Here is a 19,658-nt window from a genome sequence, read left to right as displayed (position 1 = left end):
TGCCCTATCCGCCGTCTGCGCGAGCAAGCCCGCGGGTACGGGTTACTGCTGTTGTAGAGCGCTGTAGCCTTCGAACGCGGTCTGCTGCTGGATCGCGGTGACGATGTTCTTGCGCGTGGCCGGCTGTTCGTTGCCGTCCTTGTCGAAGAACACTTCGCTTTCCAGTTCCGCTTCGTCGCCTTCGCCGACAAAGGCGAAACCGAGGAACTCGAAGGCTTCACGGTCGACGTTGGCCTTGGAACGCGGGCGGATCGGCAGGGTGACGCTGATGCCGTCCTTGCTGATGGCGAACACTTCCATTTCCTTCTTGGCCCGCGAGGCCTTGCTCTTGCCGCCACCCGGGCTGCTGATGGCCTGGTGGGTCTGGTTCAGCACCTTCAGCGCCAGGCCGTAGACCAGCTCCTGGAAGCTCGGGTCGTCCTTGTAGCTGGAGAGGATGCGGCTGATCGGGAACTTGCTGCTCAGGTCTTCCAGGGCGGCGCTGTCGGCGGCCTCGGCGTCCTTGAGCTGTTTGAGCTGGCCCATGAGTTCATAGGCGCGGTCGTCGTCGAAGCGGTCGTGAGCCTGGCGGATCTCGGCGCGCAATTCGCGGATCTGGTCGCTTTCCTTGGTGGACTGGAAAGCGTCGAGGACCATCTCGCTGATGGTCTTGGCCTGGGAGACATGCTGTGAAAGATTGATGGCGTTTTCGTATTCCGCTTTGGACGACAAGGCGTTTACGGATTCTTCTGTATTGGAATCGGACATTGATATTTCACTACTTCGTTTAACTGGAAATGAGGCTAGAAAAGCACCGGGCCTTTTCAGGGCGCCTAATTTATGGGACCGAGGCCCCATTGTCACGGACCAACGGACCGGTGCGAAAAGGCGTGGCTCTACTGACCCGCGATCGACGGGAAAATTCCGGCGCCGATCATCCCTGGCGAGCGTTCGCGGGGCAACGCCTCTGCCGCATTTCCTTCAGCGTCGCGCCTGCTGGTGAAACTCGGCGAACGAGACCATGCGCTGGCGCGCTGGGTCCCATAGTTTGAGCCGCAGGCAGCGGTAGATATCCCGCGGGTGCAGTGAGGTGGTGATCGGCGATTGCAGCGCCGGGATCGCCGCCATGGCTTGCGGCAGGCGGTAGAAGGGGATGCCCGAGTTGGCGTGGTGCACATGGTGGTAGCCGATATTGGCGGTGAACCAGGCCATCAGTGGACCGGTGCGCATGTAGCTGGAGGAGAACACCGCGGTGGCCGCGTAGTCCCAGTCGGCGCGCTCGGGGTAACGCACGCCGGGGAAGTTGTGTTGGCAGTAGAACATGTAGGCGCCCAGCGCCGAGCCGGACAGGCTGGGGACCAGCACCCCATACAGCAGGATGTCCGGCGCCAGCAGCGCCAGGGCGACGGCGCTCGCCAGGTTCAGCGCCAGGGCCAACAGCGACCACAGTCGATGCCGCGGCTGGGTGATCAGCGAGACCAGGCAGATGCTGAAAATAAAGATACTGAATGACGCCAGCAGGATCATCAGCGGGTGTCGGGCGACGCGGTAGCGCAAGCGCTTGAGGCGCCCGGCGCGGGCATATTCCTCGGTGGACAGCAGGGGAAAGGTGCCCAGGTCAGTGTGAGTAGAGAGCAGCGGCAGGCGGTTTTTCTCCGCGCCGACATACTGGCAGCTGTGGCCGTGGTGGTAATCGTGGGACTGCTTCCACAGTGTCGGCGGGGCCATCAGCAGCAGGCCGAAAGTCTTGAAAAACACCTCGGCAAAACGCGAGCCCTTGAGGATCGCACCGTGCATGTAGTCGTGGTACAGCACGAACATGCGCACCAGGGACAAGCCCAGCAGCACGCTGCAGCCCAGGCGCAGCGGCCACCACAGCGGCAGGGCCACGGCCGCGCCGAACAGCCCGATCACCAAAAGCGTCGAGTAGAAATGCCACCAGCTCAGGCGGCGGTTTTCCACGGTGAAGGGCAGGGTCTGGCGAATCAGCTCCTTGCCATAACGCGCCAGTTGCTCGCGGTCCAGGCCGTCGGTGGGCCAGGGGATGGCCCCCGGCTGGTGCGGCTCCTGGCCTGCGCCGGCACGGCAACAGGCAGAGGCGGTCGAGGTGTCCAGCGTGCGCATGCTCGGTGCTCTCCTTAGCCGATAACCGCTTCGTCGGGGCTGTGCTGCATGAACAACTGTGGCCGCCGGTCCTTCCACGGGCGTGCCTGTTCCAACTGGCCGGCCAGGCGGAACAACAGGCTTTCCTCGCCAAAGGCGGCGCTGAGCATCAGGCCGATCGGCAGGCCCTCGGCGTTCCAGTGCAACGGCAAGGAAATCGCCGGTTGCCCCGAGGCGTTATGGATGGCGGTGAACGGGCTGTAGTCGATCAGCGGGCCGTAGGTGCTTTCCAGGTCGCTGGAATGGATATCCACTACGCCATTGCGCAGCGGCGGCCGGGCCAGGGTCGGGGTCAGCCAGCAGTCGTAGGTCTGATGGAAGCGCGCCATTTCCCGACCGACCTGCTGCAACACCAGCTCGGACATCTGGTACTCCACCGCGCTGACGCCAAGGCCGCGTTGATGCACGGCCTGGGTCAGGTTTTCCAGCTCGCCGGGCAACGGGCCGCGTCCCAGTTGCAGGCTCATCAGTTCCACGGCGAAGGCAATGCCGGAGAACCACAGGGCGCTGAAGGCTTCGGCGAAGCTTTGCAGGTCCAGCTGCGGTGCCGCTTCTTCCACATGGTGGCCGAGGGATTCGAGCAGGCGCGCGGTGCTTTCCACCGCTGCGATGCAGTCGGGGTGCAGCGGCCGCCCGGCCGGGTCGGTGCTGGAATAGGCGATGCGCAGGCGTCCCGGTTCGCGACCGAGCTGGTCGAGAAAACGCCCCTGCATCGGCGGCGCGCGATACGGGTCGCCCGGCACCACGCCGTGGGTGGCGTCGAGCAGGGCGGCGCTGTCGCGCACGCTGCGGGTCAGCACATGTTCGTCCAGCAGGCCGCTGAGCAGCTCGCCGAAGTCCGGGGCCAGGGAGTTGCGCGCCCGGGTCGGCTTGAGGCCGACCAGGCCGCAGCAGGACGCGGGAATGCGGATCGAGCCGCCGCCGTCGTTGCCATGGGCCGCCGGGACCATGCCGGTGGCCACCGCGGCGGCCGCGCCGCCACTGGAGCCGCCGGTGGAATACTCCAGGTTCCACGGGTTGCGCGCCGGCCCATGGAAGGCGCCTTCGGTGGTGGGCAGAATGCCGAACTCCGGGGCGTTGGTCTTGCCGACGAACACCAGTCCGGCCTGGCGAAAGCGCTTCACCAGCTCGCAGTCCTGGGGCATGACCCGCACTTGCAGCATGCGCGAGGCCAGGGTCGAAGGCAGGTCCTGACAGTCGCCGAGGATGTCCTTGAGCAGGAACGGCACGCCGTGCAGCGCGCCGGTCGGCGGCGCCTTGTCCTGTGCGGCGGCCTGCGCCCGGGCCTTGTCGTAGGCTTTGTAGACCACGGCGTTGACCGCCGGGTTGAAGGCTTCGATGCGGCGTATGGCTTCCTCCAGCAGTTCGGAGGGGCGTACCTGCCCGGTCCTGACCAGATCGGCCAGGCCGACCGCATCGAAGGTGGCGTATTCGCTAAAAGACATCCTGTTCTCCCGTGCTGCGCACGCTGCTGGCGATACCGGGGCGCTCCCGCTCCGGCCTGGGTTTGATGGCATGGCCGGTTGCACAGGCCCGGCTTGCACGGGCCTGGATATATCGGCTTCACACCCTTGAAAAAAGCTGATGACTGCAAGTGATATGGCAAAAAGCCATGCATGCATCGAGCTGTGAGGCGAATATGCGCCGGGGGCGGAAATTGCGGGTATACGCCGTTCGGAGTATTAACTTCGACTGCGCGCTCCCAGAGGATGATCAAGCGTAATGGATGCGCAAGGCCGCAGATTTCGGGCCTTGCGGGAGATGGCTAAGTACGGCTGCCTGGACACAAAATAATGACTACGAACGACCACGATAGCGACGTTCCGTATGCGAATTTTTCGGAATGTCTGCAGCTTCACGCCCATACGATCCCGGACCGATTGGCCTATCGTTTTCTGCACAACGGGCGAGACGAAGAAACCCTGATCACCTTCTCTGAACTGGACCGCGCGGCCCGAGCGGCGGCGGCCCGGTTGCAGGGGCATTGCCAGGCGGGGGACCGGGTGCTGATCCTGCTCAAGCCAGGCCTGGACTATGTGATCGCCTTCATGGGCTGTCTGTATGCCGGGCTGGTGGCGGTGCCGGCCTACCCGCCGGGGGCGACCAAGACCCTGGACCGGCTGGACGGCATCATCGACGACTGCCAGCCGACGGCGGCACTGGCCAGTGGCGAGGATGTCCCGACCATCCTGGCCCGGCTGGGGCAGGCGCAGAGTCCGCGGGTGCTGGACATGGCGAGCCTCGACCTGGCCCTGGCCAGCGAGTGGCGGGCCGTCCCGGTAACCCGGGACGATATCGCCTTTTTGCAATACACCTCCGGCTCCACCGGGATTCCCAAAGGAGTGGCGGTGACCCACGGCAACCTGATTCACAATTCGCGCAGCATCAGCCGCGGTTTTTTGACCCACAAGGACAGCCACCTGGTCAGCTGGCTGCCGCCGTATCACGACATGGGGCTGATCGGCGGCATCCTGCAATCCTTGTTCGTCGGCTTCGGCTCGACCCTGCTGGCGCCGATCCACTTCCTGCAACGGCCGCTGCGCTGGTTGCAGGCCATCAGCACCTACCGCGGCACCGTCAGCGGCGGGCCGAACTTCGCCTATGAATTGTGCCTGCGCAAGATCAAGGACGAAGAGCTGGCCGGCCTCGACCTGAGCAGCTGGGAGGTGGCGTTCAACGGCGCCGAGCATGTGCGGGCGCAGACCATTGCCGCCTTCCATGAGCGTTTCGCCCGCGCCGGTTTTGCCAGCACCTCGGCCTTTCCCTGCTACGGGCTGGCCGAAGGCACGCTGATGGTCAGCGCCGGCGGCAGCAAGCGCGAGCCGGTGATCCGTCAGTTCCATGCCGGCTTGCTGGAGGACAATGTGGCATGCCTGCATGAAGGCCCGGGCAGCGACGCCGAGTTGCGCCTGCGCACCCTGGTCAGCAGCGGCCGCGGGATCCCCGGGCAGGGTCCGTTCATCTGCGACCCGCACACCGAGCAGCCGCTGGAAGACGGGCGGGTCGGGGAGATCTGCATCCTCGGCGACAGCGTCGCCAGCGGTTACTGGCAGCGCCCGGAGAGCACCGCCGCGGCCTTTCGCCCGGCCCCGCCGGCGCTCGGCTGGTCGCGCTACTTTCGCACCGGCGACCTGGGCTTCCTGCTCGACGGCGAGCTGTTCGTCACCGGGCGGCTCAAGGACCTGATCATCGTCAATGGCGTCAACCATCACCCTGGTGATATCGAGAACACCGTGCTGCGCACCCATGACAGCTTTCGCCCGGACGGCACCGCGGCCTTCAGCATCGAGACCGGCGACAGCGAGCAGGTGGTGATCGCCCAGGAAATCGAACGGCGTGCCTTGCGCAGCCTCGACCTGCCACAGCTGCTCAGCGACTTGAAAGCGCGGCTGTGGCAACAGCACCAACTGGCGCGGCCGGTGCTGTTGCTGGTGTTCGGCGGGTCGTTGCCGCGTACCTCCAGCGGCAAGATCAAGCGCCAGGAGTGCCGCAAGCAGTTCGCTCCCTGGCTGGCGGCACTCGATGATGCCGCGCCGGCCGAAGCCCACCCGCTGGACAAGTCGGTGATCGCGGTGGAGAGCAACGGCCGGGTATTGCGTGACATCACCGTCGACAGCCAGGTCGTGGAAGCATGACCAGTCTATCGATCGGCCCGGTGCATGCGCCCAAGCCCGCGGCGCTGCTGTTCGCCCAGCCGGCCTTCTGCGAACCGCGGCTGGAACTGGCCAGCCGCCCGCGGTCGGTGCTGTCGTTGCCGCCCACCGACAGCCAGCAACGGCTGCAACTGACCAGCGTGCTCAACTGCATCACCTCGGCGCGCAGCATCGCCGAGCTGACGCAGCAGACCCAGCTGGCGCTGCCGCAGATCCTGCCCTGTGAGAACTTCGTGTTCGCCAGCGGCAGGGTCCGTGCGCATCGGGTGTTCTTTTCGCACCTGATTCATCCGGACAGCGTCTCCGATGACCTGATCAAGGCCATCGTCGGTCGCGACGGCATGATTCCGCCGCTGGGCATCGACCCCATCGAGCATTGCGGGCGCCCCAAGTTCACCACCCTGGAGCGCCTGGGCAACTCGCAGGACCAGGTGTGGGCGAAAATCTTTCGCGAACACGGCATACGCAACCTGGGCTGGACCCTGCTGCCCGGATTGCACCGCAACACCTTCACCGGCTACTTCTTTCACAACATCTCGGCCACCGTGGCCCACGAAAGCAAAATGCGCATGATGGTCTTCGCCCCGTACCTGCACATCGCCCTGAACCGGGCGCTGGGCAGCAAGCTGTTGCGCCACAACCCGGGGCCGAACCATCAACTGTTGTCCATCCTGTCCAGCCGCGAAGCGGAGATTTCGCGCTGGGTGGCCCGAGGCAAGACCAACTGGGAGATTGGCCAGATCCTCGGCATCAGCGACAAGACCGTGAAAACCCATCTGCAGAACATCTTCTCCAAACTCCAGGCGTCGAGTCGGGCGCAGATCGCGGCGTTGTTCTGCGACGAGTGAGTGCTGCCTGCCTGTCTTTCATCCGGTAACCCTTCCACAGTGCTGACGGGGGTCAGTGCTTCGGCGTCGCCTGCGCCTCTGTAGGAGCGGCCGGTCGACGCTCGATTGGCCGCGATGGGGTCTGTTTGGGTGCTGCATGTTTGGGATGGTGTACATATCCATTTCTACGGTAACGGCTGCTTATGGTTTCGCCCTTACGGCGAGTCCCTTTTTACAAACGCCTAAAAAGGAACCAAAAACGCTTGCCCCTGCGTACGGCCTTCGCTGCGCTCAGGTTCCCTCGCTCCGGCGTCCCTCAGGGGGCATCGACTCCGGTCGGCTTCGCTTCGACCTCCATACGATGTCCTCGACTGCGTCGAGGGGCGCTGCGCGCCATCCCCCTGATGAACACCGGAACGAAGCCTCCCGATGGGGCGGGTAGATCAAGATCAAAAGCCAAAGCCAAAGCCAAAGCCAAAGCCAAAGCCAAAGCCAAAGCCTGGCGCGACCTACCGGTCGGCGCCAAACCCTGTAGCCGCTGCCGAGCCTGCGAGGCTGCGATCGACTGCGCAGCAGGCGCAGGGATCTTGAGGCCGCTGGAGGACCTTCGGTCCTATCGCAGCCTGCGGCAGCGGCTACAGGGCTCGCTACTCCTTACGGAGTATTGAGCTGAACCGGCATGACGCCGAGCATCGGGGTGTAGCAAATAGCCTGCTCCGTCGGGTTATCCACACTCAAAACGCGTTTGCATCATGACGCCTGCCCAAGCGTTGATCCGCTGGTTTCACCACGCGGTTGGCGCGGGCCAACGGCCATGCAAAGGAAGCGAAATACGCTGGGAGGCGACTGTGCACATAGACGAAATAACCTTTGCCGTGACCGAAACCCTGGCCAGCCTGCTGGAGGTCGATTCCGGGTCGCTGGACGTCGAGCGCTCGTTCCACGAGATGGGCGTCGACTCGGTGTTGATCGTCGGCCTGTCCGCCGAGTTCGAGGACCGTTTCGGCATCTCCCTGGACCCTGAGCTGGCCTACCTGCACGACACCGTGAGCAAGGTCAGCCAGCACCTGTACGGCGTCATCAACCAGGGCGCGTTCGGCGCAGTGGGGGAGGTCAGTCATGGCTGATTCATTGCTCAATATCACCCGCCAGGAACTGCTGGAATTCGTCGGCCTCAACGAGACCGTGGTGCGCGCCCAGGGCACCCGCATCGAAACCGCCAGCGGCCAGACCCTGATCGATTTCGTCGGCCAGTTCGGCGCGGTGCCTTTTGGTTATGGCGCGGCGCCTGTTACCGAGGCGATCCACACCTTTCTCGCCAGCGGCCAGGCCTCGCTGGTCCAGCCGCTGATCAACCCCGGCGCCGAAGAACTGGCGCGACGCCTGATCGAGCTGGCGCCGGGTACCCACTCGAAGGTGACCTTCACCACCAGCGGCGCGGAAACCGTCGAAGCGGCGATCAAGCTGTGTCGCGCCGCGACCCAGCGCGAGCTGGTGATCGGCACCCTGACCGGTTTTCACGGCAAGACCCAGGGCGCGGTCGGGGTCACCGGCAAGGCCACTTACCGCGAGCCGTTCCAGATCCGCGCCGACGGTTTCAGCCATGTGCCCTATGGCGACCTGGAGGCCCTCGAGGCGCTGCTGAAAACCCGGCGCGCCGCGGCCTTTTTCGTCGAGGCGGTGCAGGGCGAGGCGGGCATGATCACCCCGCCGCCAGGCTACCTGCTGGCGGCGCAGAACCTCTGCCGCCAATACGGCACTTTGTTCGTGCTCGACGAGATCCAGACCGGCCTGGGCCGCACCGGCGAGCTGTTCGCCGCCACCGCCCACGGTCTGGAACCGGACGTGGTGCTGCTGGCCAAGGCCTTGGGCGGCGGCGTCGCGGCCATCGGCGCGTGCATCTACGGCGAGCAGTGCTGGAGCCGCGATTTCGACCGGCACCACAGTTCCACCTTCGCCGTGAACGGCTTCAGCGCCGCCATCGGCCTGGCCGTGCTCGATCAGCTTACGGCCAACGACGGCGCCCAGCTCAAGCATGCGGCGCAGCAGGGCGCCTACCTGTACGCCGGGCTGTCGCGTCTGGTGCGCGACTATCCCGAGGTGTTCCACAGCCTCGACGGCCGCGGCCTGATGCTCGGCCTGAAGTTCCGCCGCTGGAGCGGCGAGCGCCTGTATACGCTGTCCCTGGCCAGCGCCTTCGGCGCCCTGGTGCCGATCGTCTGCGGCTACCTGAAAAGCCGGCATGGCGTGTACTGCCTGCCGACCCTCACCGAAGGCAACGTGCTGCGCATCCAGCCGCCGCTGTGCATCGAGCGCGCCGATATCGACCTGTTGCTCGAAGGCCTCAAGGCGGTGGCGGAACTGGTGGTGCACAACCAGCAGCATCGCTTGATTCTCGAAGCCCACGGCTATGCCGGGCCACGGGGTGTGCCGAGCCCCTGGGTGGTGCCCGGCAAACCGCGCAGCAGCGGGCGCTGCCTGGGACGCTTCGCCTTCCTGCTGCACCCGACCACCGCCGAGAGCGTCAACGGTGACAGCGTGGTGGACGGCCTGGGGCTGTCGGCGGCGGAAAAAACCTTTATGCAGGGCTGGCTCGACGACTTCTCCGAATGGGCCAAGCCCGACCTCGACGCCGGGGTGTCCTATCACGCCCGCCGGGTCTACAACGATGCCGGCGACTACGTCGAAGGCTGGCTGGTCGGCAGCCTGCTGCAACCGCGCGACCTGATGCGCCTGAGCCTGGGCAAGCGGCGCAAGCTGCTGGCCAACTACCTGGACAGCGTCGCCGAGCTGGAGGTGGATTTCGTCGGGCTGGGGGCCTACACCTCGGTGATTTCCAGTGCCGGCGTGGATGTCATCAACGAGCGGTTCCACACCACCACCGGCAACAGCCTGACGGCCATGGTCGGTGTCGATGCGCTGCTGAGCACTTGCGCCAACCGCGGTGCGCCGCTGGCCAAGCGCCTGACCGGGGTGATCGGTGCCTACGGTTCGGTGGGGCGCCTGGCCAGCCTGCGCCTGGGGCGCTTCTGCGAGCACCTGGTCTTGCTCGGCAATGGGGCCAATCGGGGCGCCATGGACGAGCTGCGGCTGGTGGCCGGCGAGTTGTATCGCGATGCCTTGCTGCAGATCCAGGGCGGCCACAGCAGCGGCATCGCCAAGACCCTGGTGCTGCTCCTGCCGAGCCTGGCCAGCGTCGAGCAACTGCTGGATCGCGACCTTGGCGACGAGGAGCAATTGCGTACGCTGTTCGACAGCGTCGATGCCCTGGCCCAGGGCAAGCCGCAGGTGCAGCCGCCGCTGGTGATCACCGCGGACCTGGGCCACTGGCTGCCGCGCCTGGAAACCGTGCTCTCGGCCACCTCCAATGGCTCGGCCTTTATCGACCCGCTGGTGCTGCATCAGAACGCGATCATCTGCGACTGCGCGCAGCCGCCGGACATCGGCCACGTCACCCTGGCGCTGCGCCCGGACGTCACGGTGATCGAAGGCGGCCTGATCCATCTGCCCGACCGCAGCCAGCGTTTCGGCCAACAGAACCTCACCGGTCTGCCCACGGGCGTGACCTTCAGCTGCCTGGCCGAAACCATGGTCCTGACCATGGCCGGCCTGCAGCGCGACTACAGCATCGGCAAGCGTCCTCCACTGGAGGATGCCGAAGCGATCTTCGACCTGGCCCGAGCCTTCGGTTTCGCCCCCGCGGTGGAGCAGTTGATCGAAAAAGCCGGTTAACCCTGACAACGAGAAAGGAGTCCACACCATGTCGATGCACAACGCCCGCAACGCCACCGAGAAGTACCTGCCGGGCCTGCTCGCCGCCCTCCGGGAGCGCGGCCTGATGGCCCTGGAGCAAGCCGACCCGGCCGTGCTCTGCGGGCTGTTTCGCGACTATCGCGCCGCCGGCCTGATCATCCCCGAGACCTACGGCGGCCTCGGCGCCTCGCCGGAGGAAACCGTGGAGATCCTGCGCGCCATCGGTTCGCTGTGCCCATCCCTGGCGGTGATGATGACCATGCATCACCACACCATCGCCACCATCGTGCAGCTGGGCGGGTTGATCCCGGCGGCGGAAGAGCTGCTGTGGGGCATCACCCAGAACCAGCTGCTGATCGCCTCGGCCTTCGCCGAGGGCAAGCCGGGCTCGGAGATCTTCAACCGCAGCGTCAAGGCGCGGCCGGTGAAGGGCGGTTTTGTCCTCGACGGCAGCAAGAAGCCCTGCACCATGAGCCACCACATGGACGTGATCGTGGTCGGCGTAGCCTGTGAACAGGACGACGGCAGCGTCAGCCAGGGCTTTGCCGTGGTCTTTGCCGATGGCAGCACGATCACCCGCGAACCCTTCTGGAACGCCACGGTGCTACGTGCCACCGACAGCAACGAACTGGTGTTCAACGGCGTGTTCGTGCCCAGCGAGCGCATGCTGCTGGCCGACGGCGCCGACAGCGAAGAAGTGGCCGCCACCGCCATGGAAACCTCGCTCAACGGCCTGAGCTGGTTCCAGCTGATGGTCGGCGGCAGCTACCTGGGCGTGGCTTCGGCGCTGGTCGACCGGCTGCTGAGAAAGCCCTTCGCCGACCCCGCGCAACTGGCCCTGCTGTGCATCGAGCTGGAGGGCGCCCATCAGGCGCTGCTCGGCACCGCCGGCGAATTGCAGGCACAACAGGATGCGCCGATGAACACCTACCACAAGGCGCTGTGCACGCGCTTCCTGGTGCAGGCGGCGATCGAGCGTGCGACCAACCTCAGCGTCGAGCTGTTGGGTGGCATGGCGTTCATCGCCTCCGACGAAGTGGCCTATCTGCTGGCGGCCTCCCGGGCGATCGGCTTCCACCCGATCTCCCGCAGTGCCGCCACGCCGTTGCTGGCGCAGTTCCTGCGCGAGTCCTACAGCGCCTGATTCGCCTGCTACCGCAGCCGGAGCTTCGGCGCCCCTGGCGTCGCTCCGGCCTCGGCAACATGCCTAATGGAGTAGAAGCATGAGTAGCGATTTTCTCTATCCGCCGCGCCCGGCCAATGTCGGTCGCGGGTTTCACTGCCTGGCTATTCCGCTGTTCAGCCTGCTGCTGGTGTTCAACACCGCAGCCATCGCTGTGATTCTGGCCCTGTCATGCACCTTGCAGGCCGGGCGCCGGTCATTGTCGTGGCTGCCGGGCATGAAGGCCCTGGGCAACTGGCTGGTGACGAGCTATCACCGCTTGTTGCAACCCCTGGCCGACCGCTTGCTCAAGGACCCGCGGGACGAGCCGATCCTGGCCGCCGCCATCAGCCTGGGCCTGACCGCCGGGCCGGTGTTCATCGCCCAGCTGTGGCTCAAGGAAATCTCCTGGCTGCTGGTGCTGCTGTTCTACGCCTTCGTCTATGGGCCGAACATTCGCGGCTTTGTCCGCTCCTTCAGCGCCATGCATCAGGAAGGCCATGTGCCCGGCGGTATCTTCAAGCGTTCGAGCCTGCTCGATCGCTGGGTCGGCAATTCCTTCCTGTACATGTTCTTCGCCATTCCCATGGGCCTGATCCCCCATGCGGCGGCGCACCTGCAACAGCATCACCGGGAAAACGCCGGGCCGCTGGATGTCTACGCCACCGCGCGCTACGACCATGCCAGCGCCTGGGATTTCGCCGTGTATATGGTGCGCGAGGTGATGTACCAGCAGTTCATGGTTTCGCCCTGGCTGTACTTCAAGAGCAAACACAAGCGCAGCCAGGCCCGGGCCATGGTCATGGGCAACCTGGTGCATGTCGGGCTGTTCGTCGCGCTGGCGTGCTACAGCCTGCCGATCGCCGTGCTCTACATGCTGGTGCCCTGGTGCGCGAGCAACTTCCTGATGGGCGTCATCCACTGGAGCCAGCACGCCTTCTACGGCGGCCAGCAAGACCCCAAGGACTGGATGTACAACACCGTGACCCTGCTGGAAACACCGGTGAACATCCTCAACGAGGGTTACCACGCCTGCCACCATCACTGGTCTGTCGGCCACTGGTCGGAGAGCCCGGCGCTGTTCGAGCGGCTCAAGCCGGAACTGGCGGCCGCGGGTTCCATGGTGTTTCGCGACCTCAGCGTATTCGGCCTGTTCGTACTGCTGATGCTGCGCCGCTTCGATGCGCTGGCGGACAAGCTCGACTGGTGGCAGCCGCTGGACCACGCAGAGAAAGTCCGCCTGCTGCAATTCCGGGTGCTGCCGGCGCCCATCGCGGCCCATGAACATGCCCATCAACGGCGCCTCGCCACACCGCGCAACGCCGACGAACCCACCCCCGCGCACAGCGCCCTGGGCCAGCCATGAACCGTCCCCTGACCTTGAAAGTCGCCGCCATCGAACGGGAAACCGACGATGCGGTGACCATTCACCTCAAGCAGCCGCTGCTGCGCAAAGTCCGCTACAGCGCCGGGCAGTACCTGACCCTGGAGGTCGACGTCGACGGCGCCAAGGGCTGCCGCGCCTATTCCATCAGCAGCACGCCGGGGCTGGACAAGACCCTGTCGATCACCGTCAAGCGCGTGGCCGGCGGCAAGGTTTCCAACCGCCTGGTGCAGGAGCTGAGCGCCGGCGACGCGGTGCAGACCCTCGGCACCCACGGCCGCTTCACCTTCGCCCCGCAGCCGGGCCGGGGGCGGCACCTGGTGCTGCTGGCTGCGGGCAGCGGGATCACGCCGATCTTCTCGATCCTCAAGTCGGCGCTGCACTTCGAGCCGGATGCCCAGGTGTCGCTGATCTACGGCAACCGCAATCAGGAGTCGGTGATCTTTCGCGACAAGCTCGACCAGCTGCGCCAGACCTTCGGCGAGCGTTTGCAACTGGTGCATGTGCTGTCGCGACCGGACACCCCGGGGGCCCACGAAGGGCGCCTGACCCGGCAGCGGGTGATCGACATTCTCGGCGCGCTGCCCGGCCCGCAAGCCCGCGAATACTACAGCTGCGGCCCCAGCGGCATGATGGACGAGGTGACCGCCGCCCTGGAGGCCCTGGGCATCGCCCCGGAAAGCGTGCACCAGGAGCGTTTCACCCCGGCCAAGGCGCCAGTGGCCAGCGGCGACACGGAAAAACGCGTGGAGCTGCTGATGCAGGGCCAGGCGTTCAGCTTCACGGTCGCCCCGGGCCAGACCCTGCTCGACGCGGCCCTGGCCAGCGGCGTGCAGCCACCGTTTTCCTGCCGCAGCGGTTTCTGCACGGCCTGCGTCTGCACCCGGCTGGCGGGGCAGGTACGCATGCGCGAGGACCATGGGCTGTCGGCGGACGAACTGAACCGGGGCCAGGCACTGTTGTGCGTGGGCTATCCATTGACGGACGACGTGCGCCTGCAAGTCGATTAGCGATACAGACAGAGGAAGGTCAATTCATGAATCATTCAACCCAACACGCCGCCGAGGACGAACTGCGGCTGGCCAAGCGCGCCGAACTGCGGGTCGACCGCGAACGCCAGGCTCAGTTGCAGGCACTGATGCAGCCGCAGCCGCTGAAGTTCGTGCTCTGGTCGGTACTGCATGTGCTGGTCTGGTGCGCGGCGGCGCTGTACATCCTGCTCGGCGACAACCCCTGGGGCCTGGCGCTGGCGGTGCTGGTGCTGGGCAACCAGCTGCATGCCTTCACCGTGCTGCAGCACGATTGCGGGCATGCCAGCGGCTTTCGTTCGGCGGCGCTGAACCTGTGGGTCGGGCGCTTCATGGCCTGGTTCATCGTGTTCCCGTTTTCCTCCTTCACCGAGTGCCACAAATACCATCACCGCTACCTGGGCGATCCGCACAAGGACCCCGACGACTGGAACTACACCGGCGGGGTGAAGTGGATGTTCCTGCGCATCGCCGTGTTCGTGCCGCGCTTCATCTACTTTTCCCTGGTGCGCTACGGCAAGGCGGTGCGCAACCGGGTTCTGCGCGAGCTGGCGTTCAATCTGCTGTCGCTGGCGGCGATCGGCGCCTGGTGCTACAGCCAGGGGCTGATGCTGCAATTCGTGCTGATTTTCATCGTGCCGCTGCTGTTGCTGGCGCTGGTGATCAACCCGATTTCCCGGGGCTACGAGCACTTCCCCATGGCCACCCTGGCGGTTGGCGACCCGCAGCGCCTGGACCTGGCGAAGAACACCGTGACCGTCAGCGACCGGCTGATCGGCCTGTTGTGGGCCAATATCAACTACCACGTCGAGCATCACATCTACCCCGGCGTGCCCTTCGTCAACCTGCCGCGGCTGGCGGCGCTGCTGGACAACAAGCCCTACCTGCGCGACCGCTGGCTGCTGGCGCGGATGTTCGCGCGACGTCCGGTAACAACTTGCGCCGAACCTCGGCGAGCGGCGTGAGCTACATTTACAGCGCCCGAAGGAGCGCCACTCACCGAGGATTCACGGATGACCTGTATTTTCTGCCAGATCGCGGCCGGCGAATTGCCCAGTGCCCTGGTCTATCGCGACACCCACTGCATGGCCTTCATGGATGTGCATCCGCTGGGGCAGGGGCACTTGCTGCTGATCCCGCTGGCCCATGTGGAAAAACTCGAGCAACTGCCCACGGTCATCCGCCAGCACCTGTACCAGGTGTTCGATACCCTGCTCGCCGCCCAGCGGCGCGCCGGCTTCGGGGTGGAAGGCACGCACCTGATCGTCAACGACGGCAAGGCCACCAACCAGCACATTCCCCACGCCCACCTGCACCTGGTACCGCGGCAAAGGGGCGATGGGCTGGGTTTCGGCCTGCGCATGTTCATGCACTTCACCGGCATATTCGGCCGCCGCACGCCCCTGCAGACCCTGCGCCGCCAGGCCCTGGTGATCGCCGCCGAACTCGACCCGCAGGCGCTGGAGAACCTGGCGCACCGGACCAGCAGGCTGCACGCAGCGTCAACCTGACCGCCAGGGCCGGTGAGCGGCCCACCCTCGATCCACGGAACTTCGGAATGAACAGCCGTGCATGCGCTGCGGGCGGTCTCGCCCGGCGTTTGTGCCGCCAGGAGTCAGGAACATGAGTGCGCTACTTCAGGAGCAGGCCGACCCCGCGCGGGTCTATCGGGTCGTGATCATCGGCGCCGGCTTCTCCGGCATCGGCATGGCGATCAACCTGCGCCAGCGCGGCGAACAGGACTTCCTGATCCTCGAACAGGAAGCCGGCGTCGGCGGCACCTGGTGGGTCAATCAGTACCCCGGCTGTGCCTGCGATATTCCTTCCCACCTCTATTCGTTTTCCTTCGAGCCCAACCCCGACTGGTCGCGGCGCTTTTCGCCGCAGCCGGAGATCCGCGACTACCTGCGGCACTGCGCCGACAAGTATCAGGTGCTGCAACACTGTTGCTTCAACACCGCGGTCACCGGCCTGCGCTGGCTGGAAGAGCGCGCCCTGTGGCAGGTGACGGATGCCCGTGGCGGCGTGCGTTTCGCCCAGGTGGTGGTGGCCGGCACCGGGGCCTTGTCGACCCCGGACTATCCCCGACTGCCGGGGCTTGAGCGCTTCAAGGGCCGGGTCTTTCATTCCCAGCATTGGGACCATGACTATGTCCTGGCCGGCAAGCGGGTGGGGGTGATCGGCACCGGCGCCTCGGCGATCCAGTTCGTGCCGCAGATCCAGCCGCGGGTGGCCAGCCTGGCGGTGTTCCAGCGCACGCCGCCGTGGATCATCCCCAAGCCGGACCGGGCCTTTTCCACGACCGCCCAGCGCCTGCTGCGGCGTTTTCCCGCGGTGCAGCGGCTGTTGCGCGGGCTGATCTACACCGCCCATGAAACCCGGGTATTGGGCTTCGTGTTCAACCCGCGGCTGATGGCCTTGCACAAATGGCTGGCGCTCAACCTGTTGCGGCGCCAGGTCAAGGACCCGGAACTGCGCCGGCGACTGACCCCGGACTACGCCATCGGCTGCAAGCGCATCCTGCTGTCCAACGATTATTTTCCGGCCCTGGCCCAGGCCAACACCCGACTGGTCACCAGCGGTATCCGTGAAGTCACCGAGGACGCGCTGATCACCGTCGACGGCCAGCGCCATGCCCTGGATGCGCTGATCTTCGGCACCGGTTTCAAGGCGCGCACGCCGTTCCCGGCGGGGATGATCCTCGGGCGTGGCGGGGTGGACATAGTCAACACCTGGCAGCAGGGCAGCGAAGCCTACAAGGGCACCACGGTCAGCGGCTTTCCCAATCTGTTCCTGTTGATGGGGCCCAACACCGGCCTGGGGCACAACTCCATCGTCTACATGATCGAGTCGCAGATCGCCTACATCCTCGGTGCCCTGGACACCCTGCAACGCCTGGGCGTGACCAGCGTCGATGTCGATCCACAGGCCCAGGCGCGCTTCAACCAGGGCCTGCGCCACCGGCTGCGCGGCGCGGTATGGAGCGTCGGCCGTTGCCAGAGCTGGTACATGGACCCCGACAGCGGGCGCAACGTCGCCCTGTGGCCAGGGTTCAGCTGGCAGTTCCGCCAGCAGACCCGTTATTTCGACGCCGAGGCCTATCGCCTCACCTCGCACCCCCAAGGAGTGAAACCATGAGCCATCCGGGCAAGAGCGTGTTTGTGTTCGGCCTGTACATGTTGTTGCTGGGCGCCGCGTTGGTGCTGGCGCCGAACCTGTTGTTGCCGTTGTTCGGCTTCGCCCTGACCGATGAGGTGTGGATCCGGGTGATGGGCCAGTTGGCCTTGTACCTGGGCGTCTATTACGTCTGGGCCGGCTACACCGAGCGGCGCGAGTTGATGGCCCTGACGGTGGCGATCCGCCTGTCGGTGCCGGTGTTTTTTGCCGCTTTCGTCGCCGCCGGGCTGGTGTCGCCGGTGCTGTTGCTGCTGGCCTTGCCGGACCTGTGCGGCGCGTTGTGGACCTGGCGCGCGCTGAAGGCTGCGCGGGTTTCCCGCCAGTCGCTGGGTAACGCCTGACCCCGCCAGTCTTCTGTTGCCTTGTCCCGCCAGCTAACCCTGGCGGGGTACTCCTTTGCAGTGATTACCGCGCGGCTGCATCCCCTCCATACTCGCCACCAGCCCTGGCGGGTGCCACCCATGTGGCGTCCGGAGACCTGCCGACACTTCAAAGGATCCACGATGAAGATTGAACTGATGCAACTGGCCGGTCGTGACGGCGACACGGCCTACAACCTCGAGCGGGTCCTGCAGGGCGTTGCCGACTGTGATGACGACATCGACCTGCTGGTCTTCCCGGAAACCCAGATCAGCGGTTTCGCCAGCCAGCAGCAACTGGCCGAGGTCGCCGAGCCATTGGACGGGCCGAGTATCCAGGCCGTATTGCGGGCGGTGCGCGCCAAGGGGGTCGCGGTGGTGGTCGGCATCGCCGAAAAAGCCGCCGGCCATTACTACAACACCTCGCTGCTGGTGACCCCCGAAGGGGTGGCGACGAGTTATCGCAAGACTCACCTGTGGCCCGACGAGCGCGGTCTGTTCCAGCCCGGTGACCGTTACACCACCGTGCTCTGGCGGGGCGTGCGGGTCGGCCTGCTGATCTGCTACGACATCGAACTGCCGGAAAGCGCCCGCGCCCTCGGCCAACTGGGCGCCGAGCTGATTCTGGTGAGCAACGGCAACATGGACCCCTACGGCCCGGTGCACCGCACCGCGATCATGGCCCGTGCCCAAGAGAACCAGGCCTTCGCGGTGATGGTGAACCGGGTCGGCAGCGGCACCGGCGGCCTGGTGTTCGCCGGCGGCAGCGCGCTGGTCGATCCCTTCGGCCGACTGCTGTTCGAGGCCGGCCGCGACGAGTGCCGGCAGGTGGTGCAGCTCGACCTCGGGCAACTCAAGGCCGCTCGCCGCGATTACGACTACCTGCACGACCGGCGCCTGCAACTGTCCGGCGAATACGTCGAGCACGCCGATGGCCTTCGCGAGCTGTTGATCCCTTAAACCCCATCGCTGTTTTTCCGCCGCTTTCGGCCCTGCCATAACAATCCATAATCAGCAGGCGAGGCGCACGTCCCTTGGGCGGGTGCCAACGCTCGGAGTCCTCAGATGAAAGCTATCCGCTGTTTGCCCCTGGCCCTGGCCGCACTGTTCGGTTTCGCTACGGCCCAGGCCGCCGAACCGAGCGTGCATTTCTACAACTGGTACGACTACATCGCCCCGGACACGCCCGGACAGTTCCACAAGGAAACCGGCATCAGCGTGCTGCAGGACACCTTCGACAACAGCGACGTGATGCAAAGCAAGCTGATGGCCGGGCGCAGTGGCTATGACGTGGTGGTGGCCAGCAGCGACCTGCTGCCGAACCTGATCAAGGCCGGGGTGCTCCAGGAACTGGACCGCAGCCAGCTCGGCAACTGGTCGCACCTGGACCCCGAGATGCTGGCCAAGGTGCAGAGCAACGACCCCGGCAACCGCTTCGCCGCACCCTACCTGTGGGGCACCACGGGCATCGGTTATGACGTCGACAAGGTCAAGGCGCTGCTCGGCGACCAGGCGCCGGTGGACTCCTGGGACCTGATCTTCAAGGAAGAGAACCTGGCCAGGCTCAGCCAGTGCGGGGTGGCCATGCTCGATGCACCGAACGAAATCATCCCCATTGCCCTGCATTACCTGGGCCTGCCCTACAACAGCCAGAACCCCGAGGATTACAAGAAGGCCGAGGCCTTGCTGCTCAAGGTCCGGCCGCATATCCGCTACTTCGATTCGTCGAAGTTCATCTCCGACCTGGCCAACGGCAACGTCTGTGTGGTGGTGGGCTGGAGCGGCGGGGTGTTCGATGCCCAGGTCGCCTCGCAGAAGGCTGACAACGGCCGTCATCTGGTCTACAGCATTCCGCGCGAAGGCGGGCCGGTCTGGGTGGAGAACCTGGTGTTGCTCAAGGACGCGCCGCACCCACAGGACGGCCTGAAGTTCATCGACTACCTGTTGCGTCCGTCAGTGATTGCCCAGTCTTCCGACTACCTGGGCTACCCCAACGCCAACCGCGATGCCACGGCGCTGGTGGAGCAGAAAATCCGCGACAACCCGGGTGTCTATCCGTCCAGGGAAGTGATGGCCACGCTGTTCCCGCTGGAACCGCTGCCGCTGAAAATGGAACGGGTGCGGACCCGGGTCTGGAGCAAGGTCAAGACCGGGAGCTGAGCCTGGGGGGCGT

Annotated in this window: 16 protein-coding genes; 13 read left to right on the top strand and 3 right to left on the bottom strand. The window is 65.5% G+C overall.

Annotated elements, in window-relative coordinates:
• Nucleotides 1-42: 42 nt before the first annotated feature.
• The 3 genes from AC3RCP_RS26165 to AC3RCP_RS26155 all read right to left on the bottom strand — a co-directional run bounded on the left by AC3RCP_RS26165 (nucleotide 43) and on the right by AC3RCP_RS26155 (nucleotide 3,587).
• Complete coding sequence (locus AC3RCP_RS26165) at nucleotides 43-747, bottom strand: hypothetical protein (RefSeq protein ID WP_007929715.1); 705 nt, start codon at nucleotides 745-747, stop codon at nucleotides 43-45.
• 213 nt (nucleotides 748-960) lie between these two features.
• A complete protein-coding gene (locus AC3RCP_RS26160; protein ID WP_492570736.1) occupies nucleotides 961-2,103 on the bottom strand; it encodes a fatty acid desaturase family protein in 1,143 nt (380 codons plus the stop codon).
• 14 nt (nucleotides 2,104-2,117) lie between these two features.
• On the bottom strand, nucleotides 2,118-3,587 hold the full coding sequence (locus AC3RCP_RS26155) for an amidase (RefSeq protein WP_492570737.1): 1,470 nt from the start codon (nucleotides 3,585-3,587) through the stop codon (nucleotides 2,118-2,120).
• Between the two features lie 348 nt (nucleotides 3,588-3,935).
• Here AC3RCP_RS26155 and AC3RCP_RS26150 point away from each other — a divergent pair, with 348 nt between their 5' ends.
• From AC3RCP_RS26150 to AC3RCP_RS26090, 13 genes are all read left to right on the top strand, one after another.
• Nucleotides 3,936-5,777, top strand: coding sequence for a fatty acyl-AMP ligase (locus AC3RCP_RS26150; RefSeq protein WP_492570738.1), 1,842 nt, complete (start codon nucleotides 3,936-3,938; stop codon nucleotides 5,775-5,777).
• A complete protein-coding gene (locus tag AC3RCP_RS26145; RefSeq protein ID WP_101339006.1) occupies nucleotides 5,774-6,643 on the top strand; it encodes a LuxR C-terminal-related transcriptional regulator in 870 nt (289 codons plus the stop codon). The genes AC3RCP_RS26150 and AC3RCP_RS26145 overlap by 4 nt, the downstream gene beginning before the upstream one ends.
• Before the next feature lie 827 nt (nucleotides 6,644-7,470).
• On the top strand, nucleotides 7,471-7,749 hold the full coding sequence (locus AC3RCP_RS26140; RefSeq protein ID WP_087089996.1) for an acyl carrier protein: 279 nt from the start codon (nucleotides 7,471-7,473) through the stop codon (nucleotides 7,747-7,749).
• Nucleotides 7,742-10,354, top strand: coding sequence for an aminotransferase class III-fold pyridoxal phosphate-dependent enzyme (locus tag AC3RCP_RS26135; protein WP_492570739.1), 2,613 nt, complete (start codon nucleotides 7,742-7,744; stop codon nucleotides 10,352-10,354). Before AC3RCP_RS26140 ends, AC3RCP_RS26135 begins: the two co-directional genes overlap by 8 nt.
• A gap of 28 nt (nucleotides 10,355-10,382) precedes the next feature.
• Nucleotides 10,383-11,519: an acyl-CoA dehydrogenase family protein gene (locus AC3RCP_RS26130; RefSeq protein WP_101339002.1), complete on the top strand. Its 1,137-nt coding sequence runs from the start codon at nucleotides 10,383-10,385 to the stop codon at nucleotides 11,517-11,519.
• Between the two features lie 79 nt (nucleotides 11,520-11,598).
• Nucleotides 11,599-12,903: a fatty acid desaturase gene (locus AC3RCP_RS26125; RefSeq protein WP_053262533.1), complete on the top strand. Its 1,305-nt coding sequence runs from the start codon at nucleotides 11,599-11,601 to the stop codon at nucleotides 12,901-12,903.
• A complete protein-coding gene (locus tag AC3RCP_RS26120; protein ID WP_092417661.1) occupies nucleotides 12,900-13,931 on the top strand; it encodes a ferredoxin--NADP reductase in 1,032 nt (343 codons plus the stop codon). The genes AC3RCP_RS26125 and AC3RCP_RS26120 overlap by 4 nt, the downstream gene beginning before the upstream one ends.
• 26 nt (nucleotides 13,932-13,957) lie before the next feature.
• Complete coding sequence (locus tag AC3RCP_RS26115; protein ID WP_492570740.1) at nucleotides 13,958-14,914, top strand: fatty acid desaturase family protein; 957 nt, start codon at nucleotides 13,958-13,960, stop codon at nucleotides 14,912-14,914.
• A 48-nt stretch (nucleotides 14,915-14,962) separates the two neighbouring features.
• Complete coding sequence (locus AC3RCP_RS26110) at nucleotides 14,963-15,460, top strand: HIT family protein (RefSeq protein ID WP_007929455.1); 498 nt, start codon at nucleotides 14,963-14,965, stop codon at nucleotides 15,458-15,460.
• Nucleotides 15,461-15,572: 112 nt separating this feature from the next.
• Nucleotides 15,573-17,087, top strand: coding sequence for a flavin-containing monooxygenase (locus AC3RCP_RS26105; protein WP_492570741.1), 1,515 nt, complete (start codon nucleotides 15,573-15,575; stop codon nucleotides 17,085-17,087).
• A complete protein-coding gene (locus AC3RCP_RS26100) occupies nucleotides 17,084-17,467 on the top strand; it encodes a hypothetical protein (protein WP_101338999.1) in 384 nt (127 codons plus the stop codon). The genes AC3RCP_RS26105 and AC3RCP_RS26100 overlap by 4 nt, the downstream gene beginning before the upstream one ends.
• A gap of 162 nt (nucleotides 17,468-17,629) precedes the next feature.
• Nucleotides 17,630-18,445 (top strand): carbon-nitrogen hydrolase family protein, encoded by an 816-nt coding sequence (locus AC3RCP_RS26095; protein ID WP_492570742.1) that lies wholly within the window; start codon nucleotides 17,630-17,632, stop codon nucleotides 18,443-18,445.
• A 105-nt stretch (nucleotides 18,446-18,550) separates the two neighbouring features.
• A complete protein-coding gene (locus tag AC3RCP_RS26090; protein ID WP_101338997.1) occupies nucleotides 18,551-19,645 on the top strand; it encodes a polyamine ABC transporter substrate-binding protein in 1,095 nt (364 codons plus the stop codon).
• Nucleotides 19,646-19,658 lie beyond the last annotated feature (13 nt).

The sequence above is a fragment of the Pseudomonas sp. GW822-FHT05A08 genome (assembly GCF_058800485.1).
The sequence above is the reverse complement of the archived record's forward strand: the minus strand, read 5'-3'. Positions and strand labels throughout refer to the sequence as shown.